This window comes from Scytonema sp. UIC 10036, assembly GCF_009725235.1.
Genome location: NZ_WJFC01000171.1, coordinates 1 through 23,230, shown reverse-complemented (window position 1 = coordinate 23,230; position 23,230 = coordinate 1). Strand labels below are relative to the sequence as shown.

Genomic DNA, 23,230 nt, shown 5'->3' with positions numbered 1-23,230 from the left:
CAGAACAACCAACAACTAACAACTAACCACTAACCACTAACAACTCCCCTAATTTGACTTATACATCCAGCAAAAATTTTCCGCTAATTTTTCCACTAATTCCTCTGCCAAATCTAGTAACTCGAACTCTTTATACTCAGCGCTAGTAAGAAAGTCATTATCTGTAGCTGTGATACCATCAGCTAGAACTTTCTTGACGGCAAAAACTCTTTCATGAGGTTCAACGATACTCAAACATTTCTCTAACTCAATCGCAATATCCGCTATAGACTTAGATTCATCCTTGAATTGCTTGCGTATCCTCACAGCGACCCAATCATTACTTTCCAGAAACCCAGTTATAGCCGCCACAAGTTTCTGGCGCTGCACCTCTTCGTCTTCATCTTCTCCCCACTTTTCCAACCAATCTCCATCCACATCCTCAACATACAAGTCTACACAGTCAATACCATAAGTCATCCAGTCAAGCTGTAATTGTCTGGCTTCTTCTAAATGTTTCACGAATGTTGTGAATCTCGCTTGACTTTCAGGAGATGTTTCTTTCACCATAATGATTAAATTTTAGTTAAAAATAATTGTTTTTAAAAAAAGTAAACGTAACGGACTTGTAACTATAAATTGAACTTCAAATAAACGCTTGCTCCAAGACGATCGCTGTTATATAGCACTACATTGACTATCTGATTTATACCATCAATTGTATTGGGGTTGTAACTTAAGAAAAGCCCTCTCTCTATACCCCAATGTTGTAGGGTATTTTTCCAATCATCGTACTTTTCTTGAGAGAATTCTTCAGAGAGACTGGTGATTTGGCTGCAAAGTGGGTTTTGCTGCTTGTTACTTACAATTATATCAGTTGCCATTGACAAATCTGCAATATAGCACTGCCAAAAAGTTCCTTCACGCCGGACGACTTCAGTCGCTATAGATTGCAAAAGCATGGTATCCGATTGACTAAATTCGCCAGCCATCAATTTTTGTTTCCAGATTAAGAACTTTGAATCATTCTGTTCCAGCCATTTGGGAAATAAATCACTGTACCAATATCTCTCAACAGCAGTCATTTGCTGATAATATAATTGTCGTTCTTCCTCTGAGGTTTGCGCTTTGATGTCTAACCAAATTTGAGCATCCCCGATCATTTGTTGAAGAAAGAACATGACAAATTTCTTAGACGTCAGCGACCCCAGCTTTACATCCTTAACCCAACAATTCACCTCATCTAATCTTTTTGCTAAGTTAGAATCGATGGAAGATGCTTCTTTCTGGAGTGCTTTTAGTCTATTTTTTATCTCTTTTGCCGATTCTACAAAAGTTGGTTGCTCCTCCTCGTCTTCTCCCCATGTTTCCCACCAATCCCCATCTACATCCTCAATATATAAGGGTGCAGCATCAAGCCCGTACTTTAAGATGTCATCCTGTAGTTGTTGCGCTGCTTCGACAGCTTGCAAAATTTCTGCTACTTTCTGCTGATGGTCAGTTAATTTTTCGTTACTCATAATTCAATTTGTCAATAAATTTTTCTGTAAAAATAAAGTGAATGATACGTGACTGAAACTATAAATTAAATTTTAAATAAATACCTATTTTGAGACGCTCGCTATTATCCATAGCTAAATTCACTATTTCATTTACAAAATCCTTTTTCCTGGGATCGTAACTTAAGAAAAATCCTCTCTCTATTTGCCAAAACAGCAACGTACTTTCCCATTCATTAAATTTCTCTTCAAAGAATTTATTAGAAAGGCTAGTCAGTTGAATACATAAAGGCTTTTCCTCCTTACCGTTAACAATAATATCAGTTGCCATTGACAGATCTGCAACGTAGCGTTGCACAAAAGTACCTCCACGAAGTTTCACACTATTGCCAATAACATCAATTAAATTAGCGTCTTCTTGATTGAACTCTCCTGCCATCAGCTTTTGTCGCCAAATATTAAATTTAGGATCGTTTTTACTTAGCCATTTAGGTAATAGGTGGCTATACCAATATTTCAAAGTTGGGGAAAGTTCATTGAAGGCTAATTGTTGCTCTTGTTCAGAAGGTAGAGATTTAACTTTAAGCAAAACATCTGCATCTCTAATTATCTGTATCAAAAACAATATGACAAATTTTTTAGCAGTTAACGAACCAGGTTTTGTGTCTTTTATCCAACGATTTATTTCATCCAATCTTGTCGCTAAGTAGGGGTCAATTGAAGATGCTTCTTTGATCAACGACCTTAGTTTATCTTTGATCTCTTTTGCTTGCAACTGATACTTTCCCTCAAACTATGTAAAATTTTAGATTTTAAATTGACGGTTTATGAAAAACCATAAAATTAAGGGTGTGTTAGTAAAATATAACACGCCCTTTCACGTTTTATTGACTATAATGGTGCGTTCGGCTTTAGCCCTACCTACAAAAATCGGGAATTTTAGAGCGGAAAAGGAGTAGCTATTAACCATTAGCTATTTCCTTAATTTGAACCATACCCCCACCTGAAATTTTCTGCTAATTTTTCCTGCAATTCCTCAGCCAAATCCAGTAACTCGATCTCTTTATACTCAGCGCTAGTGAGAAAGTCATTATCTGTAGCTGTGATACCATCAGCTAGAACTTTCTTAACAGCCAAAACTCTTTCATGAGGTTCCACAATACTCAAACATTTCTCTAACTCAATCGCAATATCTGCTATAGACTTAGATTCATCCTTGAATTGCTTGCGTATCCTCACAGCGACCCAATCATTACTTTCCAGAAACCCAATTATAGCCGCCATAAGTTTCTGGCGCTGCATCTGTTCGTCTTCATCTTCTCCCCAAGTTTCCAACCAATCTCCATCCACATCCTCAACGTACAAGTCTACACAGTCAATACCATAAGTCATCCAGTCAAGCTGTAATTGTCTGGCTTCTTCTAAATGTTTCAGAAATGTTGTGAATCTCGCTTGACTTTCAGGAGATGTTTCTTTCACCATAATGACTAAATTTTAAGTAAAAATAATTGTTTTTAAAAAAAGTAAATGTAACAGACTTGTAACTATAAATTGAACTTCAAATAAACGCTTGCTCCAAGACGATCGCTGTTATATAGCACTACATTGACTATCTGATTTATACCATCAATTGTATTGGGGTTGTAACTTAAGAAAAGCCCTCTCTCTATACCCCAATGTTGTAGGGTATTTTTCCAATCATCGTACTTTTCTTGAGAGAATTCTTCAGAGAGACTGGTGATTTGGCTGCAAAGTGGGTTTTGCTGCTTGTTACTTACAATTATATCAGTTGCCATTGACAAATCTGCAATATAGCACTGCCAAAAAGTTCCTTCACGCCGGACGACTTCAGTCGCTATAGATTGCAAAAGCATGGTATCCGATTGACTAAATTCGCCAGCCATCAATTTTTGTTTCCAGATTAAGAACTTTGAATCATTCTGTTCCAGCCATTTGGGAAATAAATCACTGTACCAATATCTCTCAACAGCAGTCATTTGCTGATAATATAATTGTCGTTCTTCCTCTGAGGTTTGCGCTTTGATGTCTAACCAAATTTGAGCATCCCCGATCATTTGTTGAAGAAAGAACATGACAAACTTTTTAGATGTCAGCGACCCCAGCTTGACATCTTTAACCCAACGATTTACCTCATCTAATCTTTTTGCTAAGTTAGAATCGATGGAAGACGCTTCTTTCTGGAGTACTTTTAGTCTATCTTTTATCTCTTTTGCTTGCAACAGATGTTCTACCTCAAACCATGTTATATTCTATATCCCGTAATGTAAATCGTACTTATAAAATATACAGGTTTGTCGGGTACTGATTGTCAAATGTAACGCTCCCTTTTACATTTTCTCTTTTGGCGAGTAGTTCTTAACAGCTGCATATACATATTGACGCACGCTCATTCCCAAATCTTCAGCTTTTTGTGCAATTGACACTGGCACGTCTATGAGCAACACTTCCTCTTTGTTGCTTATCTGATACAAATCTTCTCCCCGCTTTACAGCTACAAGCAAATCTGCCTCCAAAATATGCAAGTAGTGCAGCACTGATTCCAAGTCATGGTTTTTAAGCGCCGACTCCAACTTAGACACAGCAGCTGGCTGTACACCTAATCTTTCAGCAACTTGTGTTTGAGTCAGCCCTGCTTTTGTTCTTAAATCGCGCATTACGTTTGTTAGGTACACCCGCAAGTATTCTAGTTTTCCCGCTAGAATAACTTCTGGATCGTCGCTCACTTGTTGCTTCAACCAGGCTTGAAAATTATACTTGCTCATAATGTTTCACTCTGCTGCAATTCCCGCAGTCTCGTCCGTGCTGGTTCTTTGCCCTTCTCCCCATGTTTCCCACCAATCTCCATCTACATCCTCAGTTTATTTGTCATCACTGATAATTCAATTTTTTCAGGAGTTGTACCAATAATGCAAGGGATCTCGAATTTTTGTAGGAAACCCAACAAATGTCTGTAAATGTTGGGTTTCGTTCCTCAACCCAACCTACACATTTTTATTTTTTTAGCAAAACCTACGCAGTATTGGGAAGGGAGTAACTCTACTTACGGATAGCGCAAAAATTAAATAGGATTCCTAGAGATTGAGCGCCCATCGTTAAGTATTCGGTTCCTCAGATTCCTGAGATTTCTCTGGTTTTAGCAATGGGAATGCGATCGCATCGCGAATGCTAGCACAGTCTGTTAACACCATCACCAAGCGGTCAATTCCAATACCCAAACCACCAGTAGGAGGCATACCGTATTCCAGTGCCGTTAAGAAATCTTCATCAACTCCATGCGCTTCCAAATCGCCAGCAGCTTTGCGTTCAGCTTGGGCTTCCAAACGCTTTCTTTGGTCGATGGGGTCAGTCAACTCGGAGAAACTGTTGGCAGTTTCCCGCCCGACGATGAATAATTCAAAACGTTCTACAATACCGGGCTTGGAACGATGGGGTTTTGCCAGTGGCGAGATTTCCACGGGATAATCAATCACAAAAGTAGGCTGAATTAAGTTTTCCTCCACCTTTTGCTCAAAGGCTTCATTTAGAAGCTTACCAATTGAGGAGCAATCTTCTATACCTTCAAGACCAGCATTTTTACTTGCTTCTTTTGCTTCTTCCAAAGTCTGGAACGAGTTAAAATCCAATCCTGTGTATTCCTTCACCAAGTCATCCATGGTGGCACGCCGCCAGGGTGGAGTCAAATCCACTGGTGTACCTTGGTAGCTAATTTCGAGCGTACCGAGAACTTCTTTAGCAACGGTGGTAATAATATCCTCCGTTAATGCCATCATGTCGTTGTAATCGGCATAAGCTTGGTAAATTTCAATCGTGGTAAATTCAGGGTTGTGGCGGGTAGAAATTCCTTCATTGCGAAAAATCCGCCCCAGTTCAAACACCTTTTCAAAACCACCTACAATCAAACGCTTGAGATGGAGTTCTGTAGCAATTCGCAGGTACAACTCTATCTCTAAAGTGTTGTGGTAAGTGATGAACGGACGTGCATCTGCACCACCTGCTTCTGCTTGCAAAACCGGAGTTTCAATTTCAATAAAATCACGCTGTTCTAAGTATCTACGAATACCCGCAGTAATCAGGGCGCGACGGCGGAATGTTTGCCGAACTTCAGGGTTAACAATCAAATCAACATAACGTTGACGGTAACGTTTGGCAACATCCGTCAACCCATGCCATTTGTCAGGTAAGGGGAGAAGGGATTTAGTAAGAATAGTATATTTCTTTACGTATACAGATAACTCGCCCTTTTCAGTCCGTTTGATTGTTCCCTTGGCTCCCAAAATATCGCCGACATCTGTAAGTTGCTTCAAATTCTCGAAAGCACTAGCAACGTCTGCCATGCCTTCCTCAATGCGCTTTTTCTCCAAGTAAAGCTGAATTGTGCCGGTTTCATCTTGCAAGGTGAAGAAAGCTAGTTTCCCGAAAACACGACGCGCCATAATGCGTCCAGCTACAGCAACTTCAACATCAACTTCTTCACCGCTAGGCAGATCGGTAAATTTTTCCTGTAGTTCAGCCGCATGATGAGTCATTTCCCCATGATAGGCATAGGGATTCATGCCTAGCTGTCTCAGTTGTTCTACTTTCTCTAATCGCGTGGCACGAATATCTTCTTCCGACATGATTAACGAACTAATTAGGGCAAGATTTAATTATAATTATGTTCATTATAAAAAGAACGAACGGCAAACTCGCTTCACAGAAAAAACAGTTGTTGATTAACTGCGCCGATGGAATGTAAAGGTTTAGTGTTTGTTAAGTGATAGACAGTTGCGCGACTCGCCACTACGGGAAACAAAAGCACTCTTGTTGCTTGCGAACGCTGTCTTCACCTAAAAATTAACACTTGAGACACTCTATGCAAGGGAAATTACGATTTGAATACGATAGTTCTGATGACATCCTGTACATTAACAAGCGCCCTCCTTACCCAGAACAGGAACCAGCCGAAATCGACTATGGTGTACGTGCTCGTCTTAACCCAAAGACTGGTGAGATTGAGAATTTAGAAATTCTATCTTTCTCTCAAAGATTATCGCAGCATCCTCTTGTCGAACTGCCACTGATAGCAGATTTCCACTTTTCAGCAACCGCATAATCCATTTGCACCGTTCTCGTTCCCAGGCTCTGCCTGGGAATGCATACAGCGAGGCTCTGCCTCGCATTCTCTTAACAGTAGAGTGGGCATTAACCCACAACATAGAATGTGCGGCATAGCCATACCTACCTACAAGTTAGGAGTTTTGTGCGGCATAGCCGACATAGCTCTACCTACAAGTTAGGAGTTAACCTTGCTCATTGCCAGAATCAGACTTTTGCATTTTGTCAATTTCTCTTTGCAATTCTTCAACTTACCGACGCAAAATGTCCGCCTCTCTTTGTTGAGCTGTTTGTGCTTCTACGTTCATCTGCCTCTGGTGCAGTAAACGTAGATAGTTCCCCCTCTTAATTTGCGATATTCCTCTGATTCCGCCCACGTTCGCAAATAATGCACGCGTTCGACGGCGAAAGGATGACTTAAAAACACACCTTTGCTACCATTATAAATCAAAAATTTGTAAATTTGATTTAATCCATCTGCGTCAAGTGCTTGATAATCTTCTGACTGACGAATAAACTCTTGTAAGCTGCATTCGTTAGCATATTTAAGACTGCCCCCAGAAACTTTCATCATTGAAGTCAATACTGGGTTCAAGTCATCCATGACTAACAAAGCAGCCCGATCGGCTGACAGATCCGCTTTGCGCCGCCATTTACAAAAGGAGTAAATCAACCCTTGACTCAACAAATTACTTATGCATAAAGTTAATTCTCCAATGACAGATGCAGCATTCATTGCCCAAATCGCCATTTGAATTAAAATAGTATGACCACATTTAATATGCCCCAGTTCATGGGCTAACACCGCCCTGATTTCGGCTTCGCTTAGCAAGTCTAAGATCCCTGTATTGATAACTATATAAGGATACTCTTGCCCCAGCGCATAGCTATTCGCGCTTGGATTTTGTAAGGGCAAACCGTGTTGGTTCTGGATAAATATCCAAATCCCGCACGCATTCGGTGAAACATATGGTAAATAGTGGAATATTGACGAGGCCCAACTTGGATGGTGTTACCCATTAGATAAACTAACTGAGGGCGCTCAACAAAAAATTCCACGAATTTCCGGGCAATAAAATCAAACCCCGGTAAACTACGTAGGGCTTCCTCGGCTTGGCAGTCTAGGGGATGTTTAAAGGCTTCACTAGAGATTCCTGTATAAGTTGGCATAACTTAAGGGTTATTGGTTAGTTGTTAGTGGTTAGTTGTTAGTTGCTAATATAGCAAGCTACTAACCACTAACCACTATCTACTAACGATTAACAACATAATGGATTTTTATGGGGCCATTACAAGTAAAAAATGAATTTGTAGGGGATTGAAAGCGAGTGATTGAGGCAGAAGTTCATTTATCACTACATAACTTCCTGCGATCGCAGGCGGGGTTTCCTTCGTGGCCTCATCATTTGACGATGGCACGGTTGGTAGCACGCGCCTTGCGTCTTGGACGGAGTGCTCTCATTCAAGTGGGAGCAGTGAGTGGCTATCAAGGGCGATATCGCACGAGTTTTGTTGCCTCGGCTTTGATGTGGCCCGGTTCGGTGATTATTGTTGCCACTCAATCCGTACAGCAACGCTTGTTGCGGGTGGAAATACCCCGATTGCAGCAGTGGTTTCAAGTCAACAAGCCAATCAGAACGGGGGACACTTGGCCCAGTCACGACTTCCAAGGGCTACTCCTAATTTCGCCTGAGGCTTGGTTAAAAGGGCAACTGACATCAGATAAGAGTTTTCCTGCTGGTATTCCCACAATTATTGATGGGGTAGACGATTTAGAAGATTGGGCGCGTCAACAAATGGCAGTCAGTTTAGAAGCACATGACTGGGATGAACTCATGCTTGCTTACCCAAGCCAAGCCGAAACAATTCGTGCTTCCCGAGTACAACTGACCCACGAACTATTTCAACATCCAGCCAATCCTTACGAGTGTTATCTTCTGACTTTAGCTGAAGAAGAAGTTTTGAGCCGATTGTATGGAGCATTAGATAGCAAAGACCACAAGCTTGGCAAACTTTGGCAAATTCAAAGAACGTCACGAAACTCTTTCCTCCCCCTTCCCCTCCTCCCCTCCTCCTTGGGCAACTATTGTCGCGGTCGGGTTTGTTTTCTTTACAACTGCGCCCTTCAATTAAGCGAGAGACTGGAGACAATTTGGCAACGCCAACCTGTTGTACTGGTTGGGACTGCCTTAGAACCAGAAACGGAAGCACCTTTATTCCGCGCCCGATTGGGTTTGGGTGAGTTGACTTGTCTGAAGTTTTCGTCGGATAGCCAAACAGAAGCCATCCAATTGTACGTACCTTACCAGTTCCCCCTCCCTAACACGCCAGAATTTCAGGCAGCATTTATTCACAAAGTGCGAACATTGGTTTGTCTTAGCGCTACAGCCCCCGGTTTGACAGTTGTGATTGTGGGGGATGTACCGCTAAAAGCTCAAGTGGGTGCTATTCTGGCGGCTGAGTTTGGATCGCGAGTGCAGGTAGAAAAAACTTGTTTGGATGAGAAAGGTATTTTGGTGACGGGCTGGGAATTTTGGCGCGAACACCAAAAAGTTTTGCCAGCCCCCCAACTCCTGATTGTCTCGACTTTGCCCCTGCCATCCCTAGAACATCCCTTAGTGTCAGGAAGAGTGTCATACTACAAGCGATCGCATCAGGATTGGTTCCGTTTGTACTTGTTACCAACCGCGTTGAATGAATTGCAACGGGCTATTGCCCCCGTGCGCGAAAGCAAAGGCGTTGTTGCTCTGCTAGATACTCGTGTCATTCTCAGAAGTTACGGCGCTCAGGTTTTGGCTGCCCTCAGCCCCTTGGCACGAATAAATTATCTCGACCCCAGCTTGTTCTCCCCCACGCAAGAAGAAGACTCTGCGTGTTAGTTGTTAGTGGTTAGTTGTTAGTTGTTAGTAGGGGTGCAAGGCATTACACCTGTACAGTAGTTAGTAGGTAAAATGCTTGTAAATTCAGTTTCACACCACTAACTAGTGACCAGTGACCGGTGACCAGTGACCAATGACCAGCGAGATCGTTAATCACTAACCACTAACCACTAACCACTAACCACTAACAATCTTCACGCCAAGTCTTTAAATTCGTTGCTTTCAAGCTTATGAACGGTCAACTTTTGGGTGGTCGCTATCAAATTATTCAAGTTCTAGCACAAGGAGGATTTGGGCAAACTTATCTTGCTCACGACGCCCACCGTCCCGGTCATCCTGTTTGTGTCGTCAAGCAATTACGACCAACAAAACAAAACCCAGAATTAATGCCAAAGATTCAGCTTTGGTTTAAAAACGAAGCTGAAATTTTGGAAAGATTGGGTTTACACGACCAAATTCCACAATTACTCGCGTATTTTGAAGAAAACAAGGAATTTTATCTCGTTCAAGAGTATATTGCCGGACACACTCTCTCTCAAGAGCTAATTCTGGGACAGCCCTGGGACTCAAAACGGGTTACCAATTTATTAACTGGTATTTTAGAAATCTTACAATTTGTTCACAGTTATGGAGTTATTCACCGCGATGTGAAACCTTCTAACTTAATTAGGAGACAAACAGACGATAAATTAGTTTTAATTGACTTTGGTACAGTTAAACAAATCCCTCCCCTAGACGAGCAAGGTGTACCAAATTTAACAATGGCAGTAGGTACTCCAGCTTATATGCCCCCAGAACAGGTTTACGGTTACCCTCAACTTAACAGCGATATTTACGCCGTGGGGGTCATTGGCATACAAGCAGCAAGTGGATTATCTGCTCAAGAAGTAAAAACTCTTATCGATCCTAATAGTCCGTATGCAAGTATAAAAGATTGGCGCGATAGTACCTCAATTAGTCAAGAACTGACTGATATTCTTGAAAAAATGGTGGAGTCCGATCGCCGCCAACGCTATCAAACAGTAGATGATGTCTTACAAGAGTTACAAAAAATTGACCAACCCAGTCGAACTTTTGCGATTGAATCAAGATCGCCAATTTTCAGTAATTCTACGGATTTAACTGTAACGGTAAGTAATTCGCCACCACAGCAGCAATTTTTAACGAAATGGCTACCCATAGGGCTAGGAGTTATGACTCTTGCGATCGCTACAGCAGGAGGGCTTTACTTTTTCCTAGTACCCAACTCCCCAGTACCGAAAGAAGGCAATACGACCGTCAGCCAACAACCCAAACCAAGCAGCAAAGAAGAAGGATATACTTTGGCAAGAGTGGTAGCTGCCCATGAGAGTTTTGTTTGGTCAGTTGCCTTAAGTGCCGATGGACAAACTCTCGCAAGTGGTAGCGAGGACAAAACCATTAAAATTTGGCAAGTCAACACGGGAACACTCTTACACACGCTAAAATCTCATTCTGAGAATGTGAGGGCAGTCAGTCTCAGTGCAGATGGACAAACACTGGCAAGTGGGAGTGGGGACAATACTATCAAAATTTGGCAGACGCGGACTGGGCAATTGCTTAATACTCTCAGGGGTCACTCTCAGCCCGTTTGGTCGGTGACTCTCAGCCGTGATGGTCAAACCCTTGTCAGTGGAAGTGAAGATAACACTATTAAAATTTGGAATGTCCGCACTGGAGAACTCTTAAGAACTCTAAACGGACACACAAGCGCTGTTTTTTCTCTAGCTTTAACACCTGACGGTTTAACTCTTGTCAGTGGGAGTCAAGATAAAACTATTAAAATCTGGAATCTCCAAACCGGAAAATTAATTCGCACGCTTGAAGATCATACTGATGCTGTCAGATCTGTAACCATTAGCCCAGATGGTCAAAAGTTTGCCAGTGGCAGTTGGGACAACACAATAAAGGTTTGGAATATCACAACAGGCAAGTTACTCCGCTCAATCTCAGGACATAGCGATCGCGTGGTTGCCGTCGCTTTTGGCTTTGATGGCGAAACACTAGCTAGTGCAAGTGTTGATAAAACCGTTAAGATTTGGGACTTACAAACGGGAAATTTGTATCAAACGCTTTCCGGACACTCTGACTGGGTATTATCTATGACGATGAGTTCTTGGGGGCACATTCTAGTAAGTGGTAGTCGCGATCGAACTATGAGGATATGGAAATAACGTAAAAAGTTAGAGGTCTCCCATGCTAGATAACAAAACAACTCAAAACCAAGCTCCTGTTCGCAAACGCTCGAAACTGCTTATTGGAAGTATTGCGGCTGTAGTAGCGCTTTCTGGTGCCGCATTTGGGGTGTATCAGTGGCAAACTCATAATTCTCTCATTGAAGCAAAAGCCATAAATTGGCAGAAGATTCAGCTTGTACAAACCTTTACAGGTCATACCGACCGGGTTTGGTCAGTTGCGGTGAGTCCTGATGCCCTGTCAAAGGGTAGCGTGCCTTTACTTGCGACTGCTAGTGAGGACAAAACTGTTAAACTTTGGGATTTGCAAACCGGGAAACAGCTGAAAACTTTAGAAGGTCATGCTAAAGGAGTTTTGTCAGTTGTTTTCAGCCCTAACGGACAAATGTTAGCTAGTAGTGGGAAGGACGCAACTATCAAACTTTGGGAGGTATCATCAGGAAAACTCATTCGGACTTTAGCAGAGCATCCTAAAAACGTCAGGTCTGTTGTTTTTAGCCCCGATGGACAAACACTGGTTAGTAGCAGTTGGGATAACACAATTAAAGTATGGAATGTGCAAACTGGTCAATCCCTCCATACTCTTAAAGGTCATAGCGAAGGAGTGTTTGCTGTTGCTATTAGCCCTGACGGTCAAACAATTGCTAGCGCTAGCAAAGACAAAACCATTAAGCTTTGGAACCCAAGCAAAGGTATACTCATTCGCACTATACGCGGACATCAAGATTCAGTGCGATCGCTTGCCTTTAGCCCCGATGGGCAAACTCTAGCAACTGGTAGCAACGACAAAACAATCAAATTGTGGAATGTCAGTACTGGAGAACTCAATCGAACTCTTGCAGGGCACACCAGTTTGATTAACTCTGTTGCCTTTAACCGAGACGGAAAAACCTTAATCAGTGGTAGCGAGGACAAAACCGTCAAACTTTGGAATGGAAGTACGGGAGAACAAATTCGTACATTTACACCATATTCCGATGTTGTCACGTCTGTTGTTTTTTATCCAAATGGACAAGGTTTTGCCAGTGGTAGTGGAGATAAAACTGCCAAAGTCTTTTCTCTTTGAATAAGAACTGCTAAAGTTCATCACTTTTTCTCCCCATGGCTCCAACCAAGCTCTATCATCAGCGGTTGAACAGTAAGCTTTAAATCTCAGTAAATCTTGGCAAAACTACTTTCTCGTGGTAATATAACGAAAGTCTTGATTAATGAAACCTCAGGGGTAGAGGGTTTGTTTAAGTTTCAGTTTGGGAGAGTATCACACTCAACAACCGGGCTAAAACCTGTACCAAATTGTCAAAAACAGTAATTAAAGACATTTCTGGGTATTTTAAGCTTTACACAGATTTAGTTTACCCCCATAGCATTGATTCCTTTTTAACATTATGGGTGAAGCAAAGCGTCGTAAAGAATTAATAGGAGAGAAATACGGTCAAGAAGCCCGTATCCTACCTTGGGTACCCGTTACCAAATCTCAAGCAGAATTTCTTCTTACATGGGCAAATCGCCTAACCTGGTTTGGCATTGGCGGGTTGGTTACTGCTTGGTTGACTGTTCGTTTTATCGGTCCGGCTTTTGGCTGGTGGCAAATTGTTGGGTAATGGTTAGTTGTTAGTTGTTAGTTGTTGGTTGTTGGTTGGTGGTAGTTAGTGGTAGGTGGTTTTTTATACTAACCACTAACCACTAACCACTAACTACCAACCACTAACCCAGTATAAAATTTCTGCCGAAATGGCAACATAGTTTTTCAGTTTTTAGGTATCTTCATTGTTAAGTCAAACGATTAGGGTTTTTCACTTAAGATTGTAGAAGAGGACAAATTTGTATAAATAGTTACCCTTGTGTTTTGCAGTAGCCTGCGTAGGGAAAAGATTACTTACTTCAACTCTAGCTTTTAGAAATACACAGCTCCCTTGAAATCAAGCAACGCAAAGTAGTAGTATATCTGAACCAATTTGCTGCGTGAGTAAGGTGGGCAGTGTCCGCTGTATTTGCAGTTGGTAGGTAATACCCACCTTGCATAAAAGCAACCATCTATGCCTCATATTTAGACTAGAAGCATTCACGGGAAAATCCCACAAATCTTGCTATGAAACAGGAATATCCGCACTCCCTACTGCCTACTCCCTACTTTCTACTCCCTACTCCCTATTTTCAAGACAGTGAAGCAGATAATTGAAATATTGTGTCATACTAATTGCTGTAAGATAACTGCCAAGTCAGCTTGCCATCTCTTACAGTTTCAAGGGTGTAAAGGTGCATTTGTAGCATCAGGGGTAGCATTTCTAGTGTAATGTAGCCGAACGAGAGGAAAGATCGGTATTTTCTTCAGTTGACTTGTACCAAATTTAAGTTAATCTAATAGCGAATTACTCGTGCTTTCGGTCTACTCTAACAGAACTGTATAAAAACAATATAAATTTTTGCCGTTCTGTCCGAAATTATGGACTAGCAAACTGAATATTTTGATACGACAGTCCAAAAATATATAGATTAACCTAATCTAGGTAGTGATTAAGGATTCTGTTTACACCTATAAATTGTAATGGATAGCTTACAATACCAGTTGGAGAGAGAATCTAAAGAAAATATAAAAAAGACCCAAATGATAGTGGTGTTAGGAGGAAAGACGTGTTTCTCAGATTAGCACAACAACATCGGCAATTTGTCCAGGACTTAGTGATGAACCTGCAAGCTTTAGCAATCGTGCTAGAGAGGCGGGGATATCCAGCATCCTGCTATACTTGTGGCGACCAAATGAACAGTGCTTCGTTTATGGTCAGCTTAGGAGAAAATCACCTCATCCGATTTTTGGTTTCCGACTACGGGATCACTTGGACTGAGATGCGGGACGATCGCGAATTGATGAAACTAGAAGGCGCAGAAGCAGTAAACCAGTTACAGGAACTTGCCAATATTGTCAAGCATCCCGTGCAACAACCTGTTGCAACTAAAACTCTAGCTAAGCGTTAATAAATTGAAAATTGCTAAAAAGCTCATTGCTGATTGCTAATTGCTTTCCCTGAAAAACGGTCAGCGCTCGATTGTTGACTATTAGTCATTAGCGATTAGCTCTTAGCCATCAAAATGAGGCTACCTCTCAAAGGTTTGGCGCTCGTGTCGTTTTTACTTGCTATTGTGAAATTTGTTTGGATAATCAATGAGAGTGCAATATGCACTCATTAACAATTGGGTCCAGCTACTGTTAGCAGCTCGTACTGAAACAGTAGAAGATTTAGCAATTGTTTTTGCATTTAGCAACTACAATCAAAAGTTTCCTCTCCATTTCCTCAAATTCCCAGACTGCTTGCAAAAGTCAGAAAGCATAAGGTATATTATCAGACATTAATCTACCGATTTTTCTTTAGGTGTACCTACTCAATTAGTCAGCTCTTGCAGTAATCTCTGCAGTGCCTTTTGAAGCCAAACTTGTTATGAACGTTCGATCCCTTTTCGTTTCAACTATTTTACTGTGACTTGGGGATCGATCTATATCACGGCTTACAGCAATTTTCCAGTTACCAGATCGTACTCTAAGGGCGCAAGACACTGCGCCCCTATAGCGATACTATGGTTCATATAAATGAAGAGAAATACGATCAAAACTTCAATTCTCTGCTATCTGCCCTATTTCTTCAAAGAATCTTTGCACAAGTTGTACAAATTTTATGTTATGTCAAATGAGGCAGTCTCTTAAGTTTTGAAAATGTCAGAAGAAACGCTAAATCAGCCACAACTTCCTCCCACAAGTGCTCTTGACAAATTATCAAATCAAGAGTCGGAAAACTGGTTTGAATATCCAGTGAGAGTTCAACCGCACCATACTGACTACGCAGGTATTGTTTGGCACGGTACTTACATAGCTTGGATGGAAGAAGCACGTGTAGAGTGCTTGCGAGCAATTGGCGTTGATTACGCAGAACTTGTAGTCTTGGGCTGTGATTTACCCGTTGTAGAGTTGTCAGTACGCTATCACCGTTCTATTCAATTAGGTATGCCAGCAGTTGTTAGAACGCGCATGGCTGAAGTCACAGGAGTTCGCATTAACTGGGATTATGCAATTGAATCACCAGATAGGCAAGAATTATACGTAACTGCAAAAGTGACTTTAGTGGCAGTGGATCGTGAAAGAGGTAAAGCCTTGCGTCAATTACCAGTTGCCGTCCAGGACGTTTTAGCACGCCTTTCTGCATCAATAAAGTGAATCACCTGACCAGTAACCAATAACTAGTGACCAGTGAAGAATTAGCCCCCATGCTTGAATGTAATTTCTTTCTTTTTCATAACAATATAGTGGTGAATACAGCTGATTACTGGTCACTGGTCAGGCGAGCGCTGGTCACTGGTCACCACTGGTTACTGATTGTGTGGATTTGGGCAAATTCATGACAGAGTTCCAGATATCTGGAGGACTAATACCAAAACCCGCTTCTAATAAAACAATGCTGACAGCAACAATAAATGCAGTATTCGCCGTTGTTTTCATAGCTTTAACTAAGATTGTAAAGACAATCCAAGCTACAAGCAGTGTAGCAATCATAGACACACTACTCCTTTTTGATAACCCTGATGAACAAATGTGTAAATTGACAAAGAAAAGCCGGACTTTCGTAACAATTACAAATGTAACACTCTCATATTCTTTATGAAGATTGTTAGTGGTTCGTAGGGGCACAACGCCTTGCGTCCCTACAGAAGTTTGCAAGGCGTTGCGCCGTAGCGCGTTATGGGCTTATTTTGAGTTTTGTAATTGTTCTCTGCTTAATATACAACAAAAAAATCAAAAATTGAGTAAGTTGTAGATACTTTTTTCAAAAAAAAATGGTAACTTTTATTGACTTGCTTAAATGGATGCTATAGAAGTTATGATAGTTTGGGGATAGTATTTTCTATAATCGTCATACCAAAATTCAGTATTTTTCAGGATGCCACACTCTGATAAGTGGCTGTAAAACAGTATTATTCAGTACCAAATATAAAAGTTTCTAACAGAATACATATTGTTATTGTTGGTTGCTTTATAGGGGTATTGCCTTTCTTTTGGATTCAGAAAGCGAAGGGGCGTAAAGCCTTAAGTAAAATACCGAATTCGTGTATCGCATTCTTTTTTCAAATGGGTATCATTGAGAAGCACAACCTCAGGTACTGTATCTTCAGGTAGAAGCTAATTAAAGTCAGTCTTCAAAAGTCAAAAGTAAAGAGCAAAAATGCTTTTACTTTTGACATTTAATTTATTTAATTTGATAAAGTTATCGTGCAGAAATAATCTGAGAACGAGATTTCAAGTTTTCTGTTGCTGTTAAAACTTCCTGTCTTGCCCACCGGTCTGCAGCCATAATGTCATCTAAAGAGGGATTTGAACGGTTATCTTTTGAGTGGCGCTCGCAAACCCATTCAATACACCAAGGAATATCTAGAAATCGGATTTTTTCTTCTAGAAATAAAGCTACCGCTTGCTCATTTGCCGCATTTAAGACAGCTGGCATTGAACCACCAGCACGACCTACAGCGTATGCTAACTTCATACAAGGGTACTTCTGGTGATCGGGTTCTTTGAAGGTTAAACTGCCAACTTTCACTAAATCCAAGCGTTCCCAATTCGTGTAAATGCGATCGGGCCAGGACAAAGCATAAAGTATGGGTAAGCGCATATCGGGCCAACCCAATTGAGCTAAGACAGAAGTATCTTGCAGTTCGATCAATGAGTGAATGATACTTTGGGGATGAATTACAATTTCGATGTCTTTGTAATCCAAGCCGAAGAGGAAGTGCGCTTCAATAACTTCCAACCCTTTATTCATTAAAGTGGCAGAGTCTACAGTGATTTTCCGCCCCATTGTCCAATTGGGATGCTTAAGAGCATCAGCAACCGTTACCTCTGCTAACTTTTCCACTTCCCAATCACGGAAAGCACCGCCAGAAGCAGTCAGTAAAATTTTCTTCAAACCATCTTTGGGAACCCCTTGCAAACACTGAAAAATAGCCGAATGCTCTGAATCAGCAGGTAGCAATTTTACACCATGTTTTTCAATCAGGGGTAAAACGACAGGACCACCAGCAATCAGTGTTTCTTTATTTGCCAAGGCAATATCTTTGCCAGCTTCAATTGCTGCTATCGTCGGTAACAAACCCGCACAACCAACAATACCCGTAACGACTGTTTGGGCTTCACCATATCTGGCAACCTCAATAACTCCAGCCTCCCCTGCAAGTAAAATGGGTTGGGGATCGATATCTTTGATTGCTTCTTTCAGTGCTGGTAATTTCTCTACTGCACATAGGGCTACTATGCTGGGTCGAAATTGCCGGATTTGAGAAGCTAATAGCTCTACGTTATTCCCAGCAGCAAGTCCAACAATCCGAAAGCGATCGCTTGACTGAGCTACTATGTCTAGAGTTTGGGTACCAATCGAGCCAGTGGAACCAAGAAGTGTTATTGCTTTCACAATTATTTCGGGATCGACAAACAACAATACTATATAGTTATTTGTCATTGGTAAGCGTGTCATTTGTCATTGGTAAGCGTGTCATTTATCGCGTTTCTCGTTCCCGTGCAGAGTATGGAAATACCTTCCAAGAGGCGGAGCCTCTGTGTTCTAATTTGAATAAGTGGCTAAACGGAAATACACAGAACTATGTTACAAAATGTAAATATCACTAAAATCCTTACTCATAACAAATGATTAATGACAAATGACCAATGACAATTTATATTTATGGACAAAAATTTTTATCTTCAGTATGCCTCTGTTGAAGAAAAGCATTGGTGGTTTGTTGGTCGCCGTGCGATCGTCGATCTGATGATTCGCAAACTCACTTTGCCAAAAAATCCCAAAATTTTAGAAGCTGGGTGCGGTACGGGTGGTAACTTGAGTATGCTGGCTCGACACGGTCAAGTGTCAGCAATGGAGTTAGATGAAGTTGCGTGTGCAATCGCCAACGAGCGTCAAGTCACCCAGGTTCAGTTGGGAAGTTTGCCAAATAATATTCCTTTTACAGAGAAATACGATCTTATTGTTATACTTGATGTCTTGGAACATATAGATGATGATAAAGCAGCTTTATTAGCATTGCGTTCGAGGCTTAAGCTAGGTGGTTGGTTGTTAGTGACAGTTCCTGCCTACCAATTTTTATGGAGCCAGCATGATGAAATTAACCATCACAAACGTCGTTACGTGTTAAGGGCTTTGAATCAACTCCTCAGAAAAGCTGGTTTTACAGTACATTATGCCAGCTACTTCAATACTTTTTTATTCCCTATTGTTGCTCTTGTTCGTGGCTTGCGGAAGTTGTTCCGCTTGGAAAGCAATTCTGTTGCTAGCAGTGACATAGCTTTGCCATCGAAACCTGTGAATCGGTTTTTGAGTCTTTTGTTTGCAAGCGAACGCTATTTACTGAGTCGGTTTAGCTTACCGTTTGGTGTATCTATTGTGCTTTTAGCACAGAAAACAGACTAGGGGTTAGAGATTAGGGGTTAGGGGCTAGGGACTGTCTCAGACTTATGCACTTGCTTTCATGGTTTACTCTAGTGATTTTGCTTGCAATATGCCCTGTATGATGCTTAGTTATTTAATAAGCATTTGTCCTATTCCCTAACCCCTACCCCCTAACCCCTACCCCCTAACCCCTATTCTTACAGAGAGAACCGCTATAGCTGTGATTCACCCAATATACTCCATAGTTATACCGATATATAACGAAGAAGAAAATATTGCTGAGATGTACCGTCGCCTGTGTCACGTGATGAAGCAATTAGACGGGGAAACAGAGGTGATATTAGTAGATGATGGGAGTCGCGATCGCTCGCTGTTTCTGATACGCGATCTCCACATAAGCGATAGTCGGATACGATACTTGAGCTTAGCGAGAAATTTTGGTCATCAAATCGCAGTCACAGCAGGTTTGAACTTCGTTCAGGGTAGGATTGCGATCGTCATGGATGCCGATTTACAAGATCCACCCGAACTGATTTTGTCCATGATTGAAAAATGGCGACAAGGTTACCAAGTCGTGTATGCCCAACGGATATCTCGCAAACAAGAAAGTTGGCTAAAACGCTTTACTGCTTTTGCTTTTTATCGCATTCTCCAACGGTTGTCTGATGTAGACATACCACCGGATACGGGGGATTTTTGCTTGATGGATAGGCAAGTTGTCGATGTCCTGAACACTATGCCAGAACGCAACCGCTACATTCGCGGTTTAAGAGCTTGGGTAGGGTTTCGCCAAACCGCTGTTTACTTTGAAAGAGAGCCTCGTTATGCAGGAAAAGTCAAGTATACCTTTGGTAAATCTTGGGCGTTAGCACTGAACGGAATTATTTCTTTGTCAAGAGTTCCCCTGCGGTTAGCAACCTACTTGGGTTTATTGTCAGCAGGTGCTGCCGTACTTATGATATTCCTCGTGCTTTACTGGCGCTTATTCGATCGGGCGACTCCATTAATGGGTTTTACCTTGATTACCATTGCGCTCTTCTTTATCGGATCTGTCCAATTATTCTGTATTGGTATTCTTGGAGAGTACATTGGTCGTATCTATGAAGAAGTGAAAGGGCGTCCTATTTATACCTTAAAAGAAACAGGGGGGGTTTCTCAATCGTCGGTACTTAAAGCACAAACAGTGAGTAATAAACACTAACCATCAACCACCAACCGCTAACCATCAACCACTAACATGAAAACAAAAGTAATAATTCCCGGTACAGTTGTTTGGATGATTGGTGTTAGTGCTGTTGTTCTCTTTGGGTCTAGCAGTTTACGACACATCCTCTTTCAATCAACTGCTTTTGATTTAGGAATTTTTGACCAGGCAGTTTACTTGATTAGTCAAGGTCAACCGCCCATTTCTTCTTTCATGGGTTATCACATTCTTGGGGATCACGCTGCTTTTGTTTTCTATCCCTTGGCTTTGCTATACAAAATTTATCCCAGCGTTTACTGGTTATTTGCTGTACAGGCAATAGCTTTAGCGATTGGTGCTTTGCCGACTTGGTATTTGGCACAAGAAGCTAAATTAACAGAGCGGCAATCGATAGCAATGGTAGCTGTGTATTTACTGTACCCACTCGTTTACAATATCAATTTATTTGATTTCCACCCAGAAGTCATGGCTCTTCCCTTGATATTAGCAGCAGTATGGTGGGCAAAACAGGGTAAGATTGGGTGGTTTTGTTTCGGCATTGTCTTTATTTTAGGATGCAAAGCCGTCCTATCACTTACAGTAGCAGCTATGGGTGTTTGGCTACTGCTAATTGAGAAGCGGCGTTTCTGTGGTGCTTTTGCTATTAGTACTGGTATTGCCTGGTTTTTCATCAGTTCTCAAATTGTGATTCCTTTTTTTAGTGGTAGGGAAGCAGCCGCAGTTGGGCGTTACAGTTATTTGGGGAACTCAGTTGTAGAAATTGCTCAAAATTTGGTGTTGAAACCAGGAGTTGTGTTGGGAAAAGTTTTCTCTTTAGAGAACTTAGGATATTTAATTTTGCTCTTAGTACCGATTGCTTGGGGACTGTCTTGGCAAAGTCTTAAACCTTTAATAGGAGCCGTTCCATGTGTCGCCCTCAACCTAATAGCTGATTATCAACCACAAAAAGATTTAGTCCATCAATATTCTCTACCAGCACTCCCATTTTTGTTGTTAGCTATTATTGCCAGCCTTGCTGCAAATCGAGGATGGCTGCGGAACCAAAAAGCAATTATTATATGGTCTGTAATAACATTTTTAAGTTTAGCTAAATTTACCCACTTTGGCGGCAAATATTTAGAATCTGTGGATAATTGGCAAGCCACACGAGAAGCGGTTGCTCAAGTTCAATCAAAAGAAAATGTTTACACGACAGCTTCAATTTCTCCACATTTGTCACACCGACAATTTATTCAGTTAACAAATGCTGATTCACCACCAAAGGATTTAGCTCAGTTTCAATACGTGTTGCTTAATGTTAGACACCCTGGTTGGGCTAGCAATCAACAGTTTGCTTCTAACTTGGTTAATCAACTCAAAAGCGCTCCAAAATTTAAATTAAATTTCGAGCGCGATGATGTTTATTTATTTTCTAAAAAAATACAATGAAAATCAAAAATACCTTTAGCCAAGGATTTTTTTTTGCAATAACAATGTGGCTAACGAGCCGGATATTTATTGCTGTGTTCATGCTGTTAATTGCCCCTTTGTTTCCATCTCCACCTGGGGGTATGACAGCCACATTTAGCTGGGATGTTTTTTATGCCTGGGATAGCGGACACTATGCGGCGATCGCAACTCATGGTTACACTGCTCCTCAAAATGGAGAGCCATCTGCAAGTGTTGCTTTTTTTCCATTATTTCCTTTAGCTATTCGGGCAATAATGACTGTTGGCTTGCCTTTCCAAATAGCAGGCGTGTTGGTGAATAATCTAGCATTTTTAGGAGCACTTATAGTCTTGTACGCTTGGATAAACGAGCGTCATGGGGTTAATGCAGCAAGGTGGACAACTGCTGTTTTGGCATGGTTTCCCCTGTCTTTGTTCGGTACAGTTATTTACACTGAAGGTTTATATCTTTTCCTGAGCACAGCAGCTTTACGGGCTTTTGATAACAAAGAATACGGTTGGACTGTGCTTTGGGGTTCTCTAGCCACAGCAACGCGTCCCACTGGAATTGCACTGTGGATATCATTTTTGCTGGTGGCGGTACTCGAACGCAGGGGAATCAAAGTTTTTATTGCCAGTCTAGCCAGTGGTGGCGGTTTATTTTTGTTCAGCCTCTACTGTCAAATGAAATACAACGATCCTTTGGCATTTCTCCACGCACAAAAAGCATGGCGTCCTTCATGGGGATTGGACTGGGTGCATTGGTTAAAGATGTTTATGCAAATTACTGTTGGTTCAATGAATTGGAAGTACGGCTATATAAAAGACCCTTGGCATCCATTGTTATTTTTGATGATTACCATCATCGGATACTTATTATGGCGTTTCCGCAAACAATTAGTTGCTAACAAGGTAAGATACGGCTTTGCTTTCTTGGGGCTACTACTTTGGCTGTTAGCCGGCGATCCCTTGACTAACGTTGTGATGATTATTGGAGGAATATATCTATTTTGGCTCTTACGCACTGAACTCAGCGCGATCGCACTGGTTTATGGATTATGTGCGATCGGTATGCTACTGGCTTCTGGAAGTACAATTTCCCTAAACCGTCTAGCTTACGGCATTGTATCGCTGTCAGTAGCACTTGGTATACTGCTTAGCCATCATCCTCGTTGGGGATACATTGTTCTATCGTTGCTTTCCATTCCACTTGCTAGCCTTGCTGTACGGTTTGCCCAGGAGTTGTGGGTGGCATAAGAGCACAACACAAACAATGCTTTTAGAGCACAATTTCTGTTGACTTCATAGAAATTTTAAATACAATCTCCAAGCTTTAAATAAGCTTTAATTATTAGTATAGAATTTCACGCTGTTGTTAGATAATAAAATTCTTCAAGGACACCACCACAAATATGGAGAAAATACACAATTTATGAAACTTATAGTTAATTCAGTATTTATACTGAAAACATATATGT

General features: G+C 41.3%; 20 protein-coding genes and 1 pseudogene. 11 read left to right on the top strand and 10 right to left on the bottom strand.

Annotated elements, in window-relative coordinates; translation table 11 throughout:
* Positions 1-48: 48 nt before the first annotated feature.
* The 7 genes from F7734_RS46395 to lysS form a co-directional block, all read right to left on the bottom strand.
* Positions 49-549, bottom strand: a complete 501-nt coding sequence (locus tag F7734_RS46395; protein WP_155751088.1) for a hypothetical protein — start codon at positions 547-549, stop codon at positions 49-51.
* Between the two features lie 62 nt (positions 550-611).
* Positions 612-1,499: a hypothetical protein gene (locus F7734_RS46390; RefSeq protein WP_347566398.1), complete on the bottom strand. Its 888-nt coding sequence runs from the start codon at positions 1,497-1,499 to the stop codon at positions 612-614.
* Between the two features lie 58 nt (positions 1,500-1,557).
* Positions 1,558-2,253: a hypothetical protein gene (locus F7734_RS46385; protein WP_155751087.1), complete on the bottom strand. Its 696-nt coding sequence runs from the start codon at positions 2,251-2,253 to the stop codon at positions 1,558-1,560.
* A gap of 206 nt (positions 2,254-2,459) precedes the next feature.
* Positions 2,460-2,960: a hypothetical protein gene (locus F7734_RS46380; RefSeq protein WP_155751086.1), complete on the bottom strand. Its 501-nt coding sequence runs from the start codon at positions 2,958-2,960 to the stop codon at positions 2,460-2,462.
* A gap of 62 nt (positions 2,961-3,022) precedes the next feature.
* Positions 3,023-3,718: a hypothetical protein gene (locus F7734_RS46375; RefSeq protein ID WP_155751085.1), complete on the bottom strand. Its 696-nt coding sequence runs from the start codon at positions 3,716-3,718 to the stop codon at positions 3,023-3,025.
* Positions 3,719-3,826: 108 nt separating this feature from the next.
* Positions 3,827-4,261 (bottom strand): helix-turn-helix transcriptional regulator, encoded by a 435-nt coding sequence (locus F7734_RS46370; protein WP_155751084.1) that lies wholly within the window; start codon positions 4,259-4,261, stop codon positions 3,827-3,829.
* Positions 4,262-4,591: 330 nt separating this feature from the next.
* On the bottom strand, positions 4,592-6,115 hold the full coding sequence (gene lysS / locus F7734_RS46365) for a lysine--tRNA ligase (RefSeq protein WP_155751083.1): 1,524 nt from the start codon (positions 6,113-6,115) through the stop codon (positions 4,592-4,594).
* 236 nt (positions 6,116-6,351) lie between these two features.
* Here lysS and F7734_RS46360 point away from each other — a divergent pair, with 236 nt between their 5' ends.
* On the top strand, positions 6,352-6,591 hold the full coding sequence (locus F7734_RS46360) for a DUF2283 domain-containing protein (protein WP_155751082.1): 240 nt from the start codon (positions 6,352-6,354) through the stop codon (positions 6,589-6,591).
* A 253-nt stretch (positions 6,592-6,844) separates the two neighbouring features.
* Here the strand turns inward: F7734_RS46360 and F7734_RS46355 are convergent.
* Positions 6,845-7,763, bottom strand: a pseudogene (locus tag F7734_RS46355) (M48 family metallopeptidase).
* Positions 7,764-7,921: 158 nt separating this feature from the next.
* On the opposite strand from F7734_RS46355, the gene F7734_RS46350 reads away from it, so the two are divergent.
* The 6 genes from F7734_RS46350 (at position 7,922) to F7734_RS46325 (ending at position 15,889) form a co-directional block, all read left to right on the top strand.
* Positions 7,922-9,472: an ATP-dependent DNA helicase gene (locus F7734_RS46350; RefSeq protein WP_166482574.1), complete on the top strand. Its 1,551-nt coding sequence runs from the start codon at positions 7,922-7,924 to the stop codon at positions 9,470-9,472.
* 230 nt (positions 9,473-9,702) lie between these two features.
* Entirely contained in the window at positions 9,703-11,664 is a 1,962-nt protein-coding gene (locus tag F7734_RS46345; protein ID WP_155751081.1) for a serine/threonine-protein kinase, read from the top strand.
* 22 nt (positions 11,665-11,686) lie between these two features.
* The gene (locus tag F7734_RS46340; RefSeq protein WP_155751080.1) at positions 11,687-12,751 is read left to right on the top strand and encodes a WD40 repeat domain-containing protein; all 1,065 of its coding nucleotides are present in this window, start codon (positions 11,687-11,689) and stop codon (positions 12,749-12,751) included.
* Between the two features lie 319 nt (positions 12,752-13,070).
* Positions 13,071-13,286, top strand: a complete 216-nt coding sequence (locus F7734_RS46335) for a DUF2839 domain-containing protein (protein WP_155751079.1) — start codon at positions 13,071-13,073, stop codon at positions 13,284-13,286.
* Between the two features lie 1,030 nt (positions 13,287-14,316).
* On the top strand, positions 14,317-14,658 hold the full coding sequence (locus F7734_RS46330) for a DUF1815 family protein (protein ID WP_166482573.1): 342 nt from the start codon (positions 14,317-14,319) through the stop codon (positions 14,656-14,658).
* Between the two features lie 733 nt (positions 14,659-15,391).
* On the top strand, positions 15,392-15,889 hold the full coding sequence (locus F7734_RS46325) for a thioesterase family protein (protein ID WP_155751078.1): 498 nt from the start codon (positions 15,392-15,394) through the stop codon (positions 15,887-15,889).
* Positions 15,890-16,024: 135 nt separating this feature from the next.
* Here F7734_RS46325 and F7734_RS46320 read toward each other — a convergent pair whose 3' ends face one another.
* Entirely contained in the window at positions 16,025-16,225 is a 201-nt protein-coding gene (locus tag F7734_RS46320; RefSeq protein WP_155751077.1) for a hypothetical protein, read from the bottom strand.
* A gap of 709 nt (positions 16,226-16,934) precedes the next feature.
* Positions 16,935-18,131 (bottom strand): 1-deoxy-D-xylulose-5-phosphate reductoisomerase, encoded by a 1,197-nt coding sequence (locus F7734_RS46315; protein ID WP_166482575.1) that lies wholly within the window; start codon positions 18,129-18,131, stop codon positions 16,935-16,937.
* Positions 18,132-18,401: 270 nt separating this feature from the next.
* Here F7734_RS46315 and F7734_RS46310 point away from each other — a divergent pair, with 270 nt between their 5' ends.
* The 4 genes from F7734_RS46310 (at position 18,402) to F7734_RS46295 (ending at position 23,009) form a co-directional block, all read left to right on the top strand.
* Positions 18,402-19,142, top strand: coding sequence for a class I SAM-dependent methyltransferase (locus F7734_RS46310; RefSeq protein WP_155751076.1), 741 nt, complete (start codon positions 18,402-18,404; stop codon positions 19,140-19,142).
* 199 nt (positions 19,143-19,341) lie between these two features.
* A complete protein-coding gene (locus F7734_RS46305) occupies positions 19,342-20,322 on the top strand; it encodes a glycosyltransferase (RefSeq protein WP_166482572.1) in 981 nt (326 codons plus the stop codon).
* A 36-nt stretch (positions 20,323-20,358) separates the two neighbouring features.
* Positions 20,359-21,753, top strand: coding sequence for a DUF2079 domain-containing protein (locus tag F7734_RS46300; protein ID WP_155751075.1), 1,395 nt, complete (start codon positions 20,359-20,361; stop codon positions 21,751-21,753).
* The gene (locus F7734_RS46295) at positions 21,750-23,009 is read left to right on the top strand and encodes a mannosyltransferase family protein (RefSeq protein ID WP_207714370.1); all 1,260 of its coding nucleotides are present in this window, start codon (positions 21,750-21,752) and stop codon (positions 23,007-23,009) included. The genes F7734_RS46300 and F7734_RS46295 overlap by 4 nt, the downstream gene beginning before the upstream one ends.
* The last annotated feature ends 221 nt before the right edge of the window (positions 23,010-23,230 follow it).